This is a genomic window from Geothrix limicola, assembly GCF_030268085.1.
In the GTDB taxonomy this organism is placed as follows: Bacteria; Acidobacteriota; Holophagae; order Holophagales; family Holophagaceae; genus Geothrix; species Geothrix limicola.
The window spans coordinates 1033176-1052072 of the sequence record NZ_BSDE01000001.1 but is presented as its reverse complement, the minus strand read 5'-3'; the positions used below and the strand labels follow the sequence as shown (position 1 = coordinate 1052072).

The 18897-nt window shown below is 66.7% G+C and carries 15 protein-coding genes; 8 read left to right on the top strand and 7 right to left on the bottom strand.

Features of this window, described 5'->3' with window-relative positions; all coding sequences use genetic code 11:
* The first annotated feature begins 10 nt into the window (after positions 1-10).
* Positions 11-1261 (top strand): hypothetical protein, encoded by a 1251-nt coding sequence (locus tag QSJ34_RS04470; protein WP_285570874.1) that lies wholly within the window; start codon positions 11-13, stop codon positions 1259-1261.
* Here QSJ34_RS04470 and QSJ34_RS04465 read toward each other — a convergent pair.
* On the bottom strand, positions 1258-2262 hold the full coding sequence (locus QSJ34_RS04465) for a YheT family hydrolase (RefSeq protein ID WP_285570871.1): 1005 nt from the start codon (positions 2260-2262) through the stop codon (positions 1258-1260). The genes QSJ34_RS04470 and QSJ34_RS04465 overlap by 4 nt on opposite strands.
* Before the next feature lie 36 nt (positions 2263-2298).
* Complete coding sequence (locus tag QSJ34_RS04460) at positions 2299-2847, bottom strand: hypothetical protein (protein ID WP_285570869.1); 549 nt, start codon at positions 2845-2847, stop codon at positions 2299-2301.
* 183 nt (positions 2848-3030) lie between these two features.
* Here QSJ34_RS04460 and QSJ34_RS04455 point away from each other — a divergent pair, with 183 nt between their 5' ends.
* Positions 3031-5286 carry an NADP-dependent malic enzyme gene (locus QSJ34_RS04455; protein ID WP_285570866.1) on the top strand — a complete coding sequence of 752 codons (2256 nt, stop codon included), beginning with the start codon at positions 3031-3033 and terminating at the stop codon, positions 5284-5286.
* A 42-nt stretch (positions 5287-5328) separates the two neighbouring features.
* Here QSJ34_RS04455 and QSJ34_RS04450 read toward each other — a convergent pair whose 3' ends face one another.
* From QSJ34_RS04450 to QSJ34_RS04435, 4 genes are read right to left on the bottom strand one after another with little or no spacing between them, the layout of a single operon-like run.
* Positions 5329-5916, bottom strand: coding sequence for a DUF4136 domain-containing protein (locus QSJ34_RS04450; RefSeq protein ID WP_285570863.1), 588 nt, complete (start codon positions 5914-5916; stop codon positions 5329-5331).
* Between the two features lie 48 nt (positions 5917-5964).
* Positions 5965-6759 (bottom strand): SirB1 family protein, encoded by a 795-nt coding sequence (locus QSJ34_RS04445; RefSeq protein WP_285570860.1) that lies wholly within the window; start codon positions 6757-6759, stop codon positions 5965-5967.
* Complete coding sequence (locus QSJ34_RS04440; RefSeq protein WP_285570857.1) at positions 6759-7250, bottom strand: hypothetical protein; 492 nt, start codon at positions 7248-7250, stop codon at positions 6759-6761. The genes QSJ34_RS04445 and QSJ34_RS04440 overlap by 1 nt, the downstream gene beginning before the upstream one ends.
* Complete coding sequence (locus QSJ34_RS04435) at positions 7250-9787, bottom strand: SpoIIE family protein phosphatase (RefSeq protein WP_285570854.1); 2538 nt, start codon at positions 9785-9787, stop codon at positions 7250-7252. Before QSJ34_RS04435 ends, QSJ34_RS04440 begins: the two co-directional genes overlap by 1 nt.
* Between QSJ34_RS04435 and QSJ34_RS04430 the strand changes: the two genes are divergently transcribed.
* A complete protein-coding gene (locus tag QSJ34_RS04430) occupies positions 9786-10541 on the top strand; it encodes an SDR family oxidoreductase (protein ID WP_309568722.1) in 756 nt (251 codons plus the stop codon). The genes QSJ34_RS04435 and QSJ34_RS04430 overlap by 2 nt on opposite strands.
* A gap of 3 nt (positions 10542-10544) precedes the next feature.
* On the opposite strand, the gene QSJ34_RS04425 is transcribed toward QSJ34_RS04430, so the two are convergent.
* Positions 10545-12404: a CocE/NonD family hydrolase gene (locus tag QSJ34_RS04425; RefSeq protein ID WP_285570851.1), complete on the bottom strand. Its 1860-nt coding sequence runs from the start codon at positions 12402-12404 to the stop codon at positions 10545-10547.
* Between the two features lie 270 nt (positions 12405-12674).
* On the opposite strand from QSJ34_RS04425, the gene QSJ34_RS04420 reads away from it, so the two are divergent.
* The 5 genes from QSJ34_RS04420 (at position 12675) to QSJ34_RS04400 (ending at position 18870) form a co-directional block, all read left to right on the top strand.
* The gene (locus tag QSJ34_RS04420) at positions 12675-13343 is read left to right on the top strand and encodes a radical SAM protein (protein ID WP_285570848.1); all 669 of its coding nucleotides are present in this window, start codon (positions 12675-12677) and stop codon (positions 13341-13343) included.
* A 177-nt stretch (positions 13344-13520) separates the two neighbouring features.
* Entirely contained in the window at positions 13521-14384 is an 864-nt protein-coding gene (locus QSJ34_RS04415) for a lysophospholipid acyltransferase family protein (RefSeq protein WP_285570845.1), read from the top strand.
* A gap of 209 nt (positions 14385-14593) precedes the next feature.
* Positions 14594-16579, top strand: coding sequence for an ATP-binding protein (locus QSJ34_RS04410; RefSeq protein ID WP_285570842.1), 1986 nt, complete (start codon positions 14594-14596; stop codon positions 16577-16579).
* 127 nt (positions 16580-16706) lie between these two features.
* Positions 16707-18326, top strand: a complete 1620-nt coding sequence (locus QSJ34_RS04405) for a methyl-accepting chemotaxis protein (protein ID WP_285570839.1) — start codon at positions 16707-16709, stop codon at positions 18324-18326.
* Positions 18327-18420: 94 nt separating this feature from the next.
* The gene (locus tag QSJ34_RS04400; protein ID WP_285570836.1) at positions 18421-18870 is read left to right on the top strand and encodes a hypothetical protein; all 450 of its coding nucleotides are present in this window, start codon (positions 18421-18423) and stop codon (positions 18868-18870) included.
* Positions 18871-18897: the final 27 nt, after the last annotated feature.

Sequence of the window (18897 nt, the reverse complement as noted above, 5' to 3'; positions counted from 1 at the left end):
GAGGAGAGCCATGGATTTCTTGAAGCGCCTCACTCAGGGCATGGGGATGGGCAAGTCGGAGCCCGAATCGTGCTGGCGGACGCCGGTGGTCCTGGATCGAGGCTGCCTGGGGGATACGGGGCTGGCCCTGGACCGGCGTGGCCGCGGCTCGGCCGTGTGGGAGAACGGCGGCCGCGTCTGGACCATGCCCATCGGACCCCGCAGTTCGCCTTCACTGGTGCGGCTTCCCGTGGGTGAGGGCCGGGCGCCGCGCATCGAACTGAATCTCGGAGGCCGCGGCATCGCCTTGTGGCAGACGGACGCCGCCGGGGAGCGGTGCATCCAGGGAAAGATCCTCGGGGACGGAGAAGGCCAGAGTCACACGGTCTTCCGCACGGAAGGGCAGATCCGCCACCTCCAGGCGGCGGTGGACCGCCGGGGCAACGCCTTGATGGTGTGGCTCCTGGAACTGGAGGGCCGGATCGAAGTGATGGCGGGCGCCTTTGATGCGCGCGGCCAGGCCTGGAACCAGGAACCCATGACGCTCGGGATCCCAACCTTGGCGGACGTGGCGCCGCGCATCGCGGTGAACCACCGGGAGCACGCCATGGTGCTCTGGGAAAGTTCGGATGATGCGTTCGAAGGACTCGTCGCCAGCCACTACTGGCCCTCGGACCGCATCTGGTCGGACCGGCCCGTGCCCGTGGTTTCTCATGCCACCCGCCATCACCAGGTGGCCATGGACGGATCCGGCAACGCCTTGGCGCTCTGGGTGCATGCGCCGTACGGACAGCGGTGGGCGCTCGAAGCCAGCTACTACGACGCGCTGGCCGCGGAGTGGCGCGAGCCCGAGGTCCTCAGCCACGCCCAGTCGTTTTCGATTCCTCGGCTCGTCATGTCGGAAACCGGAGAAGCCCTCGCGGCCTGGTGCCAGGGCGAGGGCCACGGACCTTCCCGCCTGTTTGCCAAGGCCTTCGCCAAGGGCGCCTGGGAATCCGGCCTGGAGGCCTTCGAGCTGGGTCACGGCCCGGTGCGGGACTTCGCCATCGGCCTGGGCCCGGCGGGGCAGGCCGGGTTGCTGGCCGTGCACCACGGCGCCGAGGGGGACTGGGTGTCGGCGCGCCTCCGCCAGCGGGAATGGTCCGCTCCCGTGCCCCTGAGCCCGGCGTCGAGGCAACCCTGCGCCTCGCCCCGCCTCAGCCTCTGCCCTGGGGGCGCTTCCGCCATGTGGATCCAGGGCCAGGGGGCAGAACAGACCCTGCACCTCGCAGAGACCCGCTAGACCGATATGGAGGTTTCGCTGAGGACTTCCGTACGGAGCAGTTCCTTTGCGTAGTGCTCCACGGCGTAGGGAAGCCAGCGATGTCCCGGAAGGTTCCGGCTGAGGTAGCCCATGTGGCCGCCCACGGGTTCCAGGTGGAGGTGCACGGCCTCCGAAGGGCACGCGCGGGCCGCATGCTCCCAGGGGATGAAGGGATCATCCTTGGCCATGAGGATGACCGTGGGCACGGTGATCTTCGAGAGGTGGGGTCGGGCCGAGCACCGGTCGTAGTAATCGTCCGCGTTGGTGAACCCCCCGGCCTTGGTCGTGTAGGCGTCGTCGAATTCGCGCAGGCTCATGAGCGGCCAGGTCCGGTAGATGTCCTGGATAAGGCCATCCTCGACGCGCTCGCGAATGGCCTGGCGGCAGCGATTGATGAAGCGCAGCTCGTAGAGTCGGCTGAGGCCCGCGTGGATGCTGCGGGAGCAGGCGCCCAGGTCCAGCGGCGGATTCACGGCGATGGCGGCATCGGGTTGGGCCGCCGGTTCGGGCAGACCTCCGCCCAGGTTGAGCAGCAGGGCGTTGGCGGAGAGGGAGTAGCCGACGGCCAACTGACGCAGATCCGGATGAAGGGTGCGCGCCGCCGCGAAGGCCGCGCCCAGGTCGTCGCCGGAGCCGCTGTGGTAGGGCCTCCTGGCGAGGCCGCGCCCCGCGCCGCAGCCCCGATGGTTGAGGGTCCAGACATGGTGTCCCAGGCTGCGCGCCAGGGCCACGGTGCGTCGCACGTAGTGGGCCTGGTCATCGCCGCCCAGGCCGTGGAAGACCAGCACCAGCACACCGGTTTCGCCGGGATAGTGCCGACCCGCGAGCTCGTCCCCGTCGGGAAGGGGAAGACGGAACGGCTCTGAAGGATGGGAGGGGGATTCACCCGGCAGGTAGTTGCCGAGAATCGTCTGCAGATGGCCCGTGCGCGCCCACCAGGGCGGACGGCAGGGAAGGGGCGGTGGAGCCAGCTTGCGCATGAACCCAGTGTGACCGCGTAGAGCGCCTAGGCACTCTCAGTCGTTCCGCTTGAACACCAGCTTGTAGCTGAAGGGATTGTCCAGCTTGGGATGGGTGTAGGTCACCTGCAGGGCCAAGGAATTGCCATCCTTCCGCATGGAATAGACGTGCTTCAGGGTGTAGCCATCCCCCGTGAGGGTCTGGATCATCGTGGGCCCGTTCTTCGTGAGCGTGGCCTTGAACACCGTGTCGTCACTGCGCTTCCATTCGGCTTCGGTGCCATCCGTCGGCGTGTCGATGGGCCGCTCCTTGCCCATGGTCACGGAGAAACTGTCGCCCGCCAGGATGTCAAGTTTGCTGAAGCTGCGGCAGGCGCCTTGAAGTTTCTTTTTCCAGAAGAGTTTCAGCGCGAAATTCAGGTCCTTGAGGTGAGCGTCGATCTGGTCGTCGATTTTGTCACTTTGTGAAACATGGAGGCTCCACTCGCCGTCCCAGTCGACTTTCGTTTCCGCAGCGGGCTCGGAGGCTTTCGTCGCCGGCTTGGCCTTCTGCGCGGTGAGGGGAAGCGCCAGAAGGCAGGGCAGGAGAAGCGTTAACGTGCGCATGGGGACTCCGGGCTGGATCGATGCATGGAGCCTAACCCCTGCTGGAGATTTGGGAAAGATCTCCATGTGATCACTGCAACAAAGGCCTGTATTGATGACCTTCCAGGGATGATCGCGTCATACGAGGTGTAAGCTGGGGGCATTCAGCCCAAAGTCAGGGCACTCAAATCAAGGAGTGTGGCCATGAAACGCAAGCAGGAAGCCCTCGATTACCATTCGCAGGGACGGAAGGGCAAGATCGAGGTCATCGCCACCAAGCCTTGTTCCACGGCGCGGGATCTGTCGCTGGCCTACTCTCCGGGCGTGGCCGAACCCTGCCTGGAGATCGAGAAGAATCCTGAACTGGCCTATGAATACACCGCCAAGGGCAACCTCGTCGCGGTGCTCTCCAACGGCACGGCGGTGCTGGGTCTGGGCAACCTCGGCGCCCTGGCGGGCAAGCCGGTGATGGAAGGCAAGGGCGTGCTCTTCAAGCGCTTCGCCGACATCGACGTGTTCGACATCGAAGTCGACGAGACGGACATCGACCGCTTCTGCCAGGTGGCCCGCGCCTTGGAACCCACCTTCGGCGGCATCAACCTCGAAGACATCAAGGCCCCCGAGTGCTTCGAGATCGAAACCCGCCTGAAGAAGGAAATGAACATCCCCGTCTTCCACGACGATCAGCACGGCACCGCCATCATCAGCACGGCCGCCCTGATGAACGCCTGCGAGATCACGGGCAAGAACATGGCCGACATGAAGGTGGTGTTCAGCGGTGCCGGCGCCTCCGCCATCGCCTGCGCGAACATGATGATCCAGGCCGGGGTGAAGCTGGAGAACCTCTGGCTTTGCGACACCAAGGGCCTGGTCTACACGGGCCGCGGCGAAGGCATGAACAAGTACAAGGACAAGTTCGCCAAGCCGAGCGAGTGGCGCACCCTGGCCGACACCATCAAGGGCGCCGACGTCTTCGTGGGCTGCTCCAGCAAGGGCGCACTCACGCCCGAGATGCTGCTCAGCATGGCGAAGAACCCCATCGTGTTCGCGCTGGCCAACCCCGATCCCGAGATCGACTACCCCACCGCCAAGGCCACCCGCGATGACATCATCCTCGCCACGGGCCGCAGCGACTACCCGAACCAGGTGAATAACGTCCTGGGCTTCCCCTTCATCTTCCGCGGCGCCCTGGATGTGCGCGCCTCCGAGATCAACGAGCCCATGAAGATCGCCGCCGCCAAGGCCCTGGCCGCCCTGGCCCGCCAGGAAGTCCCGGAAAGCGTCTCGCGGGCCTATGCGGGCCAGAAGTTCAGCTTCGGCCCCGAGTACATCATTCCCAAGCCCTTCGATCCCCGCGTGCTGCTGTGGGTGGCCCCGGCCGTGGCCCAGGCTGCCATGGACACCGGCGTGGCGAGGAAGCCCATCGCCGACATGAAGGCCTACATCGAGCGCCTGGAAGGCCTCCAGGGCCGCAGCAAGGACGTCATCCGCAACGTGGTGAACCGCGCCAAGGCGGATCCCAAGCGCGTCGTCTTCCCCGAAGGCGATCACCCGCTGATCCTGCAGGCCGTCTCCCGGATGGTGGACGAGGGCATCTGCATCCCGATCCTGCTGGGCGAGCCCGAGAAGGTGAAGGCCGTGGCCGCCGAGCACGGCATCGATCTGGAAGGCATCGAGATCCTGAATCCCGAGACGGTGCCCTGGCGCCAGGAAGCCGTGGATGCCTTCTACGAGCTGCGCAAGCGCCGCGGCATCACCCGCTTCGAGGCCAAGCGCCAGACGCACCGCCGCATCTACTTCGGCGCGCTGATGTGCCGCCTGGGCAAGGCCGATGGCCTCATCGCCGGCCTCACGATGTACTACCCCGACACCATCCGTCCCTGCCTCGAGGTGATCGGCACCCGCAAGGGCGTGAAGAAGGTCTGCGGCGTCTACACCATGGTGCTGAAGAACCGCGTGCTGTTCTTCTCCGACACGACGATGAACATCGAGCCCACGGGCGAGGAGCTGGCCGAGATCGCCATGCTCACCTCGGACCTGGTGAAGGACACCTTCAACATGGAACCCCAGGTGGCGATGCTGTCCTTCTCCAGCTTCGGCAGCGTGGATCACCCGCTCGTCCGCAAGGTCCAGAAGGCCGTCGAGATCGTGAAGGCCACTCGCCCCGAGCTGAAGTGCGACGGCGAAATGCAGGCCGATACGGCGCTGGCCGATGGCGTCCTGGCGGAGAACTACCCCTGGGTGGACCTGCCCGGCGGCCCGAACGTGCTGATCTTCCCCGACCTCACCAGCGGCAACATCGGCTACAAGCTGGTGCAGCGGCTGGCGGGCGCCGAGGTCATCGGCCCCATCACCTGCGGCATGGCGGCCCCCGTGCACGTCCTGCAGCGGCACAGCGATCTCAATGACATCATCCACCTCACGGCGCTCACCGTCGTCGAGGCGCAGCAGCAGAAGTAATCATCATCGTTCCGGAAAGCGGGGGCCGTGGCCCCCGCTTTTTCATGGACGCGGCTTAAGCGGCTGGAGCAGCTGGTGGGCGAGGTCCTCGATGCCGAGGGGCCTGCCGTCCGGGGTTCTTTCGCGCGAGTCCGCATGCGCTTCGCCCTGCCAGACCGGCAGGCCGGTCTTCCGGTCCTCCAATTGGACGATGAGGGTGAGGGGTCGTCCCTTCCCTTCCTTGCCGAAGGAAGGAGCGCCTCCCGTGCCCGAGCCGCCGCGCCCTCCGCCGTGTCCGCCACCGTGGCGTCCTTCGCCGCCGGAGCCTTCCCTGCGGGGGCCCTGGGCGGAACCCTCGGTCGCGCCGGGCATCAGGACGTAGACGGCCACCCAGAGATCCGCCGCATCCGGGGCTGCGCGCTGGTAGCGCCGCGCCTCCAGCTCTCCAAGCACGGCCCTGAGGTGCAGGTCCGGATTGAGGGGACGCAGCCCCTCCCGGATCACGATTCTGTCTGTGCGGGGATCCGGCGCCACCGTGGCGTACGAGGCGCTGCGGAAGGCGGGTTCCACCTCGTAGACGAAGGGAGGCTTGGCGCAGCCCAGGGCCAGCAGGCCCAGGAGCGGAAGGGCGCATCGGGTCGGGATTCGCATGCCAGAAGGATGCTCCGAGGCCGGTCAGTGTTCCTCAGCTTTGGTCCCTCAGCTTTGTTCGAGCTGGGCCATCCAGGTCTGGATTTCGGGATCGGGATCCGGGCAGAGGCGCAGGGCTTCGCGGAGGTCGTTGAGCGCGGCACGGGGCTCGTCGCGCTGCAGATGGATGAAGGCGCGCTCCTTGTGGCTCCGGTGGTTCTCGGGGTCGAGCAGGATGAGGTGGGTGCCCGTCCACAGGGCCTCGTCCCAGTCTTCGGCGTGCATGAAGCGGAGGTGGAGGTTGCGCACGAGGCGGATGAGAATCTCGCGGTGGGTGGCGGGACGGAGCATGTCCCGGTGGAAGGCCACGCGTCCGGAGGTGGCGGAGCGCACCAGCTCGGCGCCGCCCTCCTCGCCGACGGGCCGTCCCTTGTGGAAGGGGTCGAAGCAAAGCAGACCGAAGTCGGTGCGCAGCGCCGTGATGAAATGCCCTGGCAGCCCCACCCCCACAGCATCGAACCCCATGCGGCGGGCCAGATCGATCCACAGGATGGAGAGCGAGATGGGCAACCCCTTCCGGCGGGAGATGACGGCGGGCAGCAGCGCGTTCAGGGGATCGTCGTAGGTGTCCCGGTCCCCTTCGAAGCCCAGGTCGCTGAAGAGCAGCTGGTTCAGGGCGTCGATGGCCTTGTGGGTGTTCCAGGGCAGGGGCATGCGTCCGGCGAGGGCGAAGGCCCACTCGTTCAACTGCATGGACACGCCATCGGGATCCGGATCATCCAGTGCGGGCGCCACCGCATGGACCGCGCCCTCGGCGAGGTGGCGGCATTCAGGGTCCTCGCGGAGGTACTCGAGCAGGGACATCAGCCGCGCCGGCGGTACATGGAGCGGGCCGCCAGGGCCAGCACCACCACGGCGAGGGCGCCCCAGAACCAGCGCTGCCAGGCGTTGGTGGCGGCCTGCACCTTGCTGGCCTCCTCAGCCTTGCGGGCGTTCTCCTCGATGGAAAGCTTGGACTGGACTTCCCGGGCTTCCTTGATGGCCTTCTGCGCCGATTCCCTGGAGGCCTGCAGATCCTTGTTGGCGGATTCCTGATCTTCCTCCACGCCGAGCACCGCCACCTTCTTATGGGGTGCGGCGGGTTTCGGGGTGCTCGCGGGAACCGCCGATCCCTCCTCGTCCGAAGAGGTTTCCGCCTGGCTGTTCTCGATGGATTCCGCCAGGCTCTGGATGTCTTCGCGCAGGGCCTGCAGCACCTGGTTCTGCTGGTGGAGCTGGGCCCCCTGGATCCAGAGGAGCCCCAACTGGAGGGCCAGGAAGGTCGGAATGATCCATCGGAGGGAAGAACGGCGCATCAGGCCTCCCGTCCCAGGATAAACAAAGTTCGGTCATCGCGGTTCTGGGTATCGAATGCCGCCACGTCGTGGAAGACGGCTTCGCAGGCGGCCCGGGGGCTCCCGGTGCCCCAGAGGCGGCGCAGCTGGGCGCATAAACGATCCAGTCCGTAGAGTTCGCCCTCGCGGTTCATGGCTTCGGAGAGGCCGTCGCTGTAGAGCACCATCCAGCCCTTGGGGGGAAGGACGCCTTCGATGACCTGCCAGTCACCGGGTCCCGCGGGGCGCAGGCCCAGGCCCCGGCCGTGGGGCACCACTTCGGAGGATCCGTTCTCGTGCAGCCCTTCGAGCACCAGGGCGCCGGGATGGCCCGCCCGCGCCAGGCGGTAATTCCCCGCCTCGTCCCATTCGAGGAGGATGAGGGTCAGGAAGCCCCGGTGGCCGAGGAGCTGCCGCAGGGTCTGATCCAGTGAGCAGAGGATCTCCTCCAGGCCCTGGTCCTCCCGCTGGGCGGCCTGTTCGAGCAGGGCCGTGGCCTGGGCCATGTAGAGCGCCGCGGCGAGGCCCTTGCCGCAGACATCGCCCACAGCGGCGATCCATTTGCCGCTGGGACGGCGCTTCACGAAGAGCAGGTCGCCGCCGGTTTCCTGGGCCGGTTCCAGGCGCAGGGCCACGTGGAAGCCGGGGATGGGAGGCACCTGGGAGGTGACGAGGCCCTCCTGGATGCGGCGGGCCGTTTCCAGTTCCTGGCTCAGGCGTTCCTGGGCCACGAGCCGCTGGTGCATGAGGGCGGTTTCCAGGACCTGGCCCGAGGCGAGGGCCACCTCCCGCAGGAGTTCGCGGTCCTCACGGCCATAGTTCAGTTCGGCGTACTTGCCGCCGAGCAGCACCACGCTGTGGGGCACGTCCCCGGCGAGGATGAGGAGCATCAGCTGGGCTTCCAGGGCGTCCACGTGGGCGCGCAGGGTACCGCCCTGCTCGCGGATCCAGTCGGCCTCCTCCCCGCCAAGGCCCAGCACCAGCTCGCGGTTTTCGCGGGCGAGGCGCAGCAGACTGGGTGGGATCTTCAGAGGCTGGGGCGGGAAGTGCACCCGGTGATCCTCGCGGTCCGACCCTTCGGCGGCGGGCAGCAGCACCTGGCGGTCCTCGATGGGCAGGATCTCCAGCAGGTGGGGCTGGAAGGCTTCGCCGAGGGCGCGGCGCAGGGAGCGGAGCAGGGATTCCTCGCTGAAGCGCTTGCGGGGTTCCCGCACGGCGCTGAGGGCGATTTCGCGGGTGCTGGAGAAATCACGGCGGAAGCGGCGGCGGATGCCCTTCAGCAGCCGCCGGAGGATCCAGCCCAGTGGCAGGGCGAGGATGCCGATGAGGGCGCCGGTCCAGCCGGACGGGATGGCGGAAAGGTGGGAGAAGGCCCAGGCCAGGCCGCCCAGGTAGGCGACGACCGTGAGGCCCAGGATGGCCATGTAGCTGGCCCAGCGGATGAGCACCTTCTGCACGTCGAACAGTCCGTGGCGGAAGATGGCGTAGGCGAAACTGAGGGGCAGAAGCGGCGCGGGCAGCATGAAGACGAAGATCTGCCGCGTGAAGAGCAGGCTGCGGCCGTACCGGCCCTGGAGGACGACCATGGCCAGCAGGTCGAGGCAGAGGGCCGCCGCCACGATCAACGAGGGCCAGAGCGCCTTCCGGAGCCGTTCCGAGGCCTTGAAGGTGCCCCGGATGAAGAATCCGAGGCCCGTGAGCGCCGCGGCAATGTAGAGCGGGACGGCGACGATCCGGTAGACCTTGATGACCGGTCCCAGCACCCCGTCGGTGGCCACGGTCCCATCGGTCGTCAAGGCGGAGACCTGCAGGATCACGAGGGCCAGGGCGAGCAGGGCGAAGGTTCCGTAGATGATCTGCAGGAACCGCCGGTTCTTGCGCAGGTCCGAAGGGTGGGGGAAGCGCAGGAAGAAGTGGATCCACAGCGGCGGGAGCATGGCGGAAGCCACGCCCACGAGAAGAATGAGGGCCAGGCTCAGGGCCAGGGGCAGGTTGCCCGATTGGAACGTGCTTGAGACCAGCAGGGCGGCCGCAGCCAGGTAGAAGAAGTGCCGCGAGGACTTCCGCTCCGGCGCGGAAAGCACCACCAGCAGGCTGATGAGCCAGGCGATGAGCCCGTTCGCCAGCAGGGCCAGCTGGATGAAATCCAGAGGCTTCACGAGGCGGATGGGGACGAGGATCTGGCGGCCCTGGCGCTTCACCGTGTAGATCAGGATCGCGCCTTCGGGCTTGCTGTTGATGAACCGCTGGGCCTTGGCGGTTCCGTCCAGGCTGCCTTCGAAGGCACGGCCCTGGATCTTCACCAGCTCGTCGCCCTCCAGCAGGCCGCCTTCTTCGGCCACGCCGTCCGGCAGGATTTCGCGGATGACGATCTTGCCCTTCTCAACCTGCCAGGAGCACTGATCGTCGGACCGGCCGTAGACCCAGTGGTTGAGGGCGAAGGACCCGAGGGCCGTGGTCAGGCAGACGAAGCTGATCCAGATCAGCCGCCACCGGATGCGTTTCAGATAGGGATTCATGAGGCCTTTGTGGAAGAATGCCCGCATGGAGCGGAATGCGCGGAACGGCAGGGAATGCTGGCTTCTCGTCGGCGGAAGGCGGCGATTGGGCCGGGCCCTGGCCGAGGATCTGGCCCGGGACCACGATCTGGTGCTGACCAGTTCCGAGCCCTGGGAGGGCGAATCATGGGTAGGCGACTTGTCGAAGACAGGGTGGAGTCGGACGCTTCAGTGGGATGCTGAGAACCCGAACCTGGTTTCCCGAATGATGGCAGATTTGGACACGTTGGAGGGGGAAGGGCGGGTTATTTCCGGCGCCGTGATTCTTGCCGGGACCTTTCCCGAACAGCCCCTGGGAAGCTGGACCCGCGGGACTCTCGAAGCCACCTGGCGCATGAACCTGAGCTTCCCATTCCTGTGCGCCCAGGCCCTCGGGCCGCGGCTGGTGGAAGGCGCCTGCCTGCAGCTTCTCCTGGACACGTCCATCCACAATCCCTGGCTCAAACGACTTCCCTACAGCGCCGCCAAGGCCGGGCTGGCGGCGCTGGTGCCGGGACTCGCCCAGCTGCTCGCGCCGAAGGTGCGGGTGGTGGGGCACGCACTCGGTGCTGTCCTTCCCGATGCGGGCAGCGATCCTAGCTTTCTCGCGGACCGCACGCTCCTCAAGCGCATCGGGGAACCGGCGGATCTGTTCCGCGCCGTGCGCTTCGCGGCCGATAGCTCCTTCCTCACCGGCGAGATCCTCACTCAGGATGGCGGCCGGCGCTGGCTTTGAAGGTCAATCCAGCACCAGCACCTCGAGGCGGGATGGCAGGGCTTTGGAGTGGTAGAGCCGCTGCTCGGCTTTCTGGAAGACCGTGGGCTGGGCGGTGGGAATCTCGCAGAAGGTCTGGGGATTGAGGTCCACCAGGGGAAACCAGGACGACTGCACCTGGACCATGAGGCGATGCCCCTTGCGGAAAGTGTGGAAGACATCCGGCAGCGTGAAGGCCACCTCGGTGGGTTTCCCCGGGACGAAGGGCTCGGGCTTCGAATAACTGTGGCGGAACTTCCCGCGCATGACGTCGCCGCGGACCAGCATCTGGGATCCCGCGGCGTGCCAGCCGCGCGGGGCATCTTCGGGGTCGGGGGCATCGTCGGGGAAGACGTCGATGACCTTCACGATCCAGTCGCTGTCGGTGCCCGTGGTGCTCACCTGGAGTACGGGCCGCAGCGGCCCGGCGAGCGTGAGATCCGCCTCGAGCGGCGCGGTCTCGAAGACGAGCACATCCGGCCGCCGCGCGGCGAAGCGCTGGTCTTCCACCATGTAGGGGGCCGAGTAGTGGAAGCTGATGTCCTGGGTGTAGGGCACGGGCCTCGCGGGATCGCTGGTGAAGGCGTCAAAGACTGGGGCCTGATCGGAGGGCGCTGTCGAGCCGATCCGGCCCCTGGCTTCCAGGTAGAAGGTCTTGGGCTTGGCGGCCCGGGGTGGCCACGCATCGAAGGTGCGCCACTGGTTCCTGCCCGTTTCGAACATTGTGGCCTTGGGCAGGGCCTGACCCGCCTCTCCCTTGAGGTGCTGGTTGAAGAAGCGCAGTTCGACCTCCTCCTCGAACCAGGCGGCGGTCTTCGATCCGAAGGCCACGGGTCCGATACGGCTGCCGTCCCCACTGGCCCACTGGCCGTGGGTCCAGGGCCCCATCACGAGGTGGCTGTCGGTGCCGGGGCTCTGTTGATCGAGCGTGGCGGCGCAGGCCAGGGCGCCGAAGAGATCCTCGCCATCGAACCAGCCGCCGACCGTGAGCACGGCGGGGCGTACCCCGCGCAGGTGGGGGCGCAGGTTCCGCGCCTGCCAGTAGGCGTCGTACGTGGTGTGGCGCAGGTAATCCTCCCAGATGGGTTCCGGTTGTTGCTGGACCTTGGCGGGCAGGCCGGCCACGGGGCCCGCCTCCAGGTACCATCGATAGCCGTCAGCCGTGCCCGGCTGGAGGAAGGCCGGGTGGAGGTCGGCGGAGGGTTCGCGCTGGCTGTGGAAGAAGAGGAAGAACCCGAAATTGGCCGTGAGCTGGAAGGCGCCTCGGTGATAGCTGTCATCGCCTTCCCACAGATCGATCATGGGGGCCTGGGGCGAGACGGCCTTCAGGGCCGGATGCCCGCACAGCATGCCCTGGGCCGCGTAGTGGCCCGGATAGCTGATGCCCCACTGGCCCACCCGGCCGTTGTGGTTGGGAAGGTTCTTCAGCAGCCACTCGATGGTGTCGTAGGTGTCCGTGCCTTCGTCCGTGTCGCGGGGGCCCTTGGCCGGATTGAAGGGCCGGGCGTCCACGAACTGCCCCTCGCTGCGGAAGCGCCCGCGCACATCCTGGTAGACGACGATGTAATCCTCCTTGGCGAACGCGGCCGAGGGGCCCACGCCGCTCCGGAAGGCGTCGGGCCCGTAGGGGCCCACGCTGTAGGGGGTCCGGTTCAGGAGGATCGGGTGGGGATGTCCCGCATCCTTCGGCAGGTAGATCGAGGTGAAGAGTTTCACCCCGTCCCGCATGGGTACGAGGACTTCCTGCTTGGTGTAGCGGGTCTGGACCGGCTCCAGGAGCTCCGGCGCTTCGGCTCCGAGCGCCGCGCACAGGAGCAGAACCACCAGGAACCAGCGACCAGACATGAGCACCCCGGGAAAGGAAAGATGCTCCCACAGGAATCGGAATCCAGGAAAGCGCCATGGGAGAATGGGGCCGAGGGGTTTCGATCGATGAAGTTCAAGGTCAATGAAGTGTTCTACAGCGTGCAGGGGGAAGGACGGAGCCCCGTCCGCGAACGCGTTGCGTGAGCGGGAGGACGCGCCGGTGGCGCGTCCGATTCGGGGGTAGTCTTGGGCGCCCCGCGATCACCCGGAGGGTGGGAGCGGAGGACAATTGAATGGGTCGGGTGCTGAATGAAATTCAAGGTCAATGAGGTTTTCTACAGCGTTCAGGGGGAAGGCGCCCGCATTGGCAGGCCCTGCCTCTTCATCCGCCTCACGGGATGCCCGCTGCGCTGCACCTACTGCGATACGGAATACGCGTTCTACGAGGGCGGCATGCGCGAGGTCGACGACCTGCTGGCCGAGGTTCGCCAGCGCCTCGGACCGCCGCGGAAGGGGCCCAATGCGCCCTTCGTCGAACTCACCGGCGGCGAGCCCCTGGCCCATCCCCAGGCGCCGGACCTGCTGCGGGCCCTGCTGGACCTGGGCTACGAGGTGGCCTTGGAGACGGCGGGCAGCCATGATCTGGCGCCCGTTCCGCGCGAGGTGGTGAAGATCGTGGATCGCAAGACCCCGGGTAGCGGTGAGGTGCAGCGCTGGCTCGAATCGAACCTGGACCACATGGTGCCCGGCCAGGACGAGCTGAAATTCGTGCTCTGCGACCAGGCCGACTATGCGTGGGCCAAGGCCTGGTGCGCCGAAAGAGCCGTGTGGGATCGCCTCGAAGTGCTCTTCAGCCCGGTCTGGGGCCGCCTCGATCCGGCCTGGCTGGCCGAACAGGTGGTCGCCGACGGCCTGCCCGTGCGGGTGCAGGTGCAGTTGCACAAGGTGCTTTGGGGAGCTGAGAAAAAGGGCGTCTGAACCAGGTCTTGGTCCGGGCACAGGATGGGTACGCGCGGTTTACACGGGTTCGCTAGGCTGTGGCGGCGTGACGAACCGGCAACTCCTGACGCGCAAGCCATGCTTTTTCCTTCCGGCTGATCCGCGAAACGTTCATCTGCTCCCCGGCCTCCGGAGGACGCGTTCCCGAGGCATGTGATGGCAGACAGGAGTTCCACGAGCCTGGTCGCGGAGGAGGGCGGGGCCCTGGCCTCGCTGGCCGGAATCCCGCATCAGGACCAGCTTCCCGGAGGAACGTTCCTGCGCATGGCGCGGATCCTCGGCAGCATCCTCCGCTACCACCAGCTCGGTGCGCGGTGTGAATCCCAGAACGGGGGGCACATTCCTCGCGAAGCCCTCCAGGCGCTCCTTTCGGCCTGGGCCAAGGACGTGCTGCCCCTGTTGAATGTGGACGTGCAGCGCGTGGGTTCCATCGAGCCGCTGCGGTCACCGGCTCTGTTCGTCGGAAACCACCTGAGCTACCTGGACATTCCTGTGCTCCTGAGCCAGGTGCCGGTCGTCTTCCTGGGCAAGGCCGAGATCGCGCGGTGGCCCCTCTTCGGGGCGGCCGGGCGCCGGGCGGGCATGGTGTTCGTCAAGCGTGAATCCGATGGGTCACGGCGGCAGGCGGTGCGCGCGATTTCAGACTGCCTGGAGGCTCGGGGCATGAGCCTCGGGCTGTTCCCCTCGGGTACCACCTCGCTGGAGGAAGGGCGGCCTTGGCGGCCCGGCGCCTTCAAGATCGCGAAGGAGGGCGGCTTTCTCGTGCAGCCCTTCCGCCTGGCCTATGACCCACCGCGCCTGGCGGCCTTCGTGGGGAAGGACACCCTGCTGCCCCATCTCTATCGCCTGCTGAAGGCCGGGCCCATCCGGGCGACCCTGGAATTCGGAGAACCCAGGCGGGTGACAGATCCACTGGCCTCGGCGGAGACGTGCTGGCACTGGAGTCGCGCCATCCCTGGGAGGCATGAGGGTCCGCCGGAAGCAGGGTCGGGAGGATTGGGGACGATCCTCCGTTCCTGAGGTGGCAACGGCGCGTTCGGCGCCCATGAAGGCGGATCGAAGGCTAGGGTTCACCAGGGGCAGGCGTCATGGGGATCGTTACGCCCTGGTTACCCTGCGGTCGCCCGGCGGCACCAGGCCCGGCCGAAGATGGCTCCATGCCGCGCGGACATGGCTCGACCCACACAGCTTCCTGGACCCAAGGGCCTTCTCTGGACCCTTCGAGCCTGGTGGACCACCACGAATGCGTCCAAGTGGATCTGACGGTCGAGCAGGTCTCCGAACATTTCCGCCATCATCCCCATGAGTTTGCGGCGGTGGTGGACGGGGTGCGCTACGTCGGACTCATTTCGCGGGGACACCTGGGCACGCTGCTCGGGACGCGGTTCGGATTCACCCTCCACAGCCGCCACCAGATCCGCGAGCACATCCTCCCTGGAAGCCTGTGCGCGAGCCCGTCGAGCCCCCTGCTGGTGCTGCTGGAAAGGACCCTCTCCAGGGTGGGCGAGAGCTTCTACCAGGACGTACCGATGGTGGGCGAGGACGGCCGGTTCCTGGGCATCATCCCGGTTCCCGCCCTGGTCCGGGCCCAGTCTGCGCTCGTCGCGCACCAGTTCAAGCTGGCCGAGTTCCGGCGGAACGAATTGCAGACCAAGAACCAGGCTCTGTTCCGGAGCCTTCATGAGCTGCGGCAGTCGCAGGGGCGCTACCAGACCCTCTTCCAGCACAGCCCCTTGGCCGTAGCCCTGCTCCAACCGGATGGGAGGATCGAAGCCCACAACGCCAAGCTCCAGACCCTGCTCGGGGCCGGCGAGGCTTGGGATGGCGCGGGTTCCAACCTGGCGGACCTGATGCCTCCCCGGCAGCGGGCGGCCTTCCTGGACCTGCTGAGCCTTCACGATTCGGACACCTCCCTTCAGGGGCACCACGCCGCCGAGTTCACGCTTCAACTGCCCGCCCTCGGGGAGCGGTTGTTCAAGTTCCACACGTCGCTGGTCCGCGAAACGGGGCAGATCTGCGCCATCCTCCACGACATCACCGAGCAGCGGGCTCTCGAAGGTCAGATGGCCATCAACGACAAGGCCGCGCTCTTCGAGTCGCTGGTGGGGGGCATCGCCCACGAGCTGAACAACAAGCTCGCGCCCGTGCTCGGGTTTTCCGAACTGCTCATGAACCGGTTGGAGAAGATGGGCGGTCATGACGCGATGCAGAACCACTGCAACGCCATTTCCCAGAGCGCGCAGGAAGCCGTGCGGATCATCCGCCAGCTGCTGCAGCTTTCCCGGCCCGCCACCATGGAGCTCGTTCCGACGGATCTGGGGGCGATCCTCGACGAGGTCGGCTCGATCATGCAGTTCCGGCTGCGGGCCGCGGAAGTGGGGATGCAAATCAGCCTTCCATCAGCATCGGCGCTGATCCTGGCGGACGCGGCACAGATCAAGCAGGTCCTGATCAACCTCCTGATCAACGCCATCGATGCCATGGAACACGCCGCCAGGAAGGTGCTCCAGGTCCGCGTGGAAGCCCAGGGCGAATGGATGGCCGTGTCCATCAGCGACACCGGCCACGGCATTCCCGCCGACAAGCTGTCCCGGATCTTCGATCCCTTCTACACGACGAAGTCCGAAGAGCGGGGCACGGGGCTCGGGCTCAGCGTCTGCCTCGGCATCATTCGCCAGCACCGGGGCGAGATCTCGGTGCACAGCGTTCCGGGTGAAGGCAGCGAGTTCCGCGTGCTGCTCCCCCGGGCCAAGGGCGTGGAAGCGCTGGGTGGCTCAGCGCTTCCCCCGGCGAAGCGGCCGCGGGTCCTGTCACCGGTTCCGACGAGCCTGCCTCCGGAGCGGCGCCTGACCGTGCTGGTGATCGATGACGAGGAGTACATCACCAACCTGGTTCAGGAACTGCTCCGCAGCCGCCTCGGGTGGCGGGTGGAACGGGTGCACGACGGACGGCAGGCGATCCAACGCCTCGAGCACACGCCGTTCGACCTGGTCATCACGGACCTCCGGATGCCCGGGCTGGACGGCTTCGCGGTGCTGGCCTGGATCCGGGATTTCCGGGCCGCGCTCCTGCCCAAGGTGGTGGTGATCACGGGCGACAGCGGCAGCCAGAGCCTGGACCAGGAGCTCCTGGACATCGGGGTTCCCGCCCTCCGCAAGCCTTTCACGCCCGATGAACTGATCGCGCAGTGCCGGAGCATCTTCCCCGTCGCGTAAAGACTCCCAGGAGGCCGCTCCGTAGGGGCTTTGGGATGCCAAGATCCGGAAAAACCCGATTTTCCAGAACTTGATAATCGATCTCAGGGAACCGATTACATGGCAAGTCCCAAAGTTGGAGGCGTCAATGCGAATGTCCTTCCTCGACCGCATTTCCGTCCGCGCGAAACTCCGGCTGCTGGCCGGATGCCTCATGGTGGCGGCCCTGGCCCTTGGTGCCGCGGGCTTCTGGGTGGCCTACCGGCTCACGACCCAGTCCAGCGAACTGGCGGACACCATGATGAGGCTCGCCCAGGCCGGGGACATGGCCCGGGAGGCGCAGAACGACTTCAAGACCCAGGTCCAGGAATGGAAGAACATCCTCATCCGGGGCCACGATCCGGAACAGATGACCAAGTACAAGGCCGCCTTTGATAAGTCGGAAAAGGAGGTCGAGGCTGATCTCGCCAAGCTTCGCTCGGCTCTGAAGGATCTGGATATTTCCACCGGCCCTTTGGAGAAGACCCTGCAGGAACTCCATGCGCTCGGGGCCAAGTATCGGGAAGCCCTGGCCACCTGGAGAGCATCGGATCCGCTGGCCTACCGGGCGGTCGATGGACAGCTGAAGGGCATCGACCGGCCCATGAATGAGGCCATCAAGGGCCTGGCGGATACGACCTTCACGGAATCGAAGCGCATCGAGCTGCGTGAAAAGGCGGAGATGGCGAAGGTGGTGCGGGACGGCGCGATCCTGAAGCTGACCATCCTGATCGTCAGTCTGGTCCTTGGCGTGCTCATCTCGGGCGCCGTCATGGGCCGGATTCATCGGTCCCTGAAGGAGGTGTCCGAAGGGATGGAGCGCATGGTGGACGGCGACTTCACCCAGGGCCTCGTCGTGCATTCCGACGACGAACTGGGGCGCATGGCCAAGGACTTCAACGATATGTTGGCCCGCTTCCAGGGCCTGTTCAGCCAGCTCCGGGAAACCAGCAGCCGCGTGGCCACGGGCTCCACCGAGCTCAGCGCGACGGCGGGCGAGGTGGCGCGGGCCACCAACGAGATCGCGCAGTTCGCGGAGAATCAGCGGCTCGCCTCCGAGCGGACGGCCGCGGCCATGACCGAGTTCGCGGCTTCCATCCAGCAGGTGGCCGGCAACGTGCGCAGCAGCCACGCCCGCACGGAGACCATGGTGAAGGCCGCAGCCGAAGGCGCGCAACAGGGCGAGGCCACCGTGATGGCCATGCAGGACATCCGGGAGGCCACCCAGGAGATGGTCAAGGCCGTCCAGGTGATCCAGGATCTGGCGCGCCAGACCAACCTGTTGGCCCTCAATGCGGCCATCGAATCCGCCAAGGCCGGCGTTCACGGCAAAGGGTTCGCCGTGGTCGCGGAGGAAGTGCGCAAGCTCGCCGAACGCAGCGCCGAGGCCGCCAAGCAGATCGGGGACCTCATCCATCGCACCGAAGACGCCATGGTGACGGGCATCCGTACCGTCGAGGCGACCGACACCACCATCCGGACCATCCAGGAGAACATCTCTGCCGTGGTCGTCGCGGCCCGCGAGATCGGATCCGCCACCGAAGAACAGGAGCGCACCTCGGACGAAGTGGCCCGCCAGGTGGAGGACACCGCCCAATCCACCGAACGCAGCGCCGCGGCCTCCACGGAGCTCGCGCACACGGTGGAAGAGGTGAACAAGACGGCTGAATACCTGTCTCAGATCGCCGAAGAGCTTTCGGCCTCGCTCGCCAGATTCAGGACCAATTAGGAATTCGTAAAGGTCCTGGTAGAAGTTCCAGGCCCGTCACGCCTGTGTTTCCGCCGCGTCAAGGGGCCAGCCGATGGGATGGGCGGAGCCCATCATGCCGCAACGATCCCTTTCTTATCCCAACCTGCTCTCGCGGCGCCTCGGCGCGGCGATCCTCGTCGCCGCGGCGTCTTCATCGGCCTTCGCGGAAGCCGTGCCGGTACCCGAGGCTGCCAAGTTCCTCCAGATCCTGGCCAGCAGCGCCGGCTCCGAAGGCCGCGTCGCCTGCAAGGAGCTCGACATGGTTATGCAGCTGAAGAAGCAGGACATCTCGGTGGACGCCAAGGCCAACCTGGCCTGGTCCTTCACGGCGGACCAGACGCGGTTCTACGCGGGCCAGGGCAAGCTCGTGGTCTGCAACAACCGCAAGCTCTTCGCCGAGGGCGGCGCCATCGCCTTCGAGCGCATCGGCGGGCGCCTGACGGTCTTCGTCCACCAGGCGAACCTGGGGCGCAGCGGCGTCACCCTTCCCGAATCCTTCCTGCGAACGGCCGTGAAGATGTAGGCGGGCCGGGAAGGGCGGCGTCCTTCC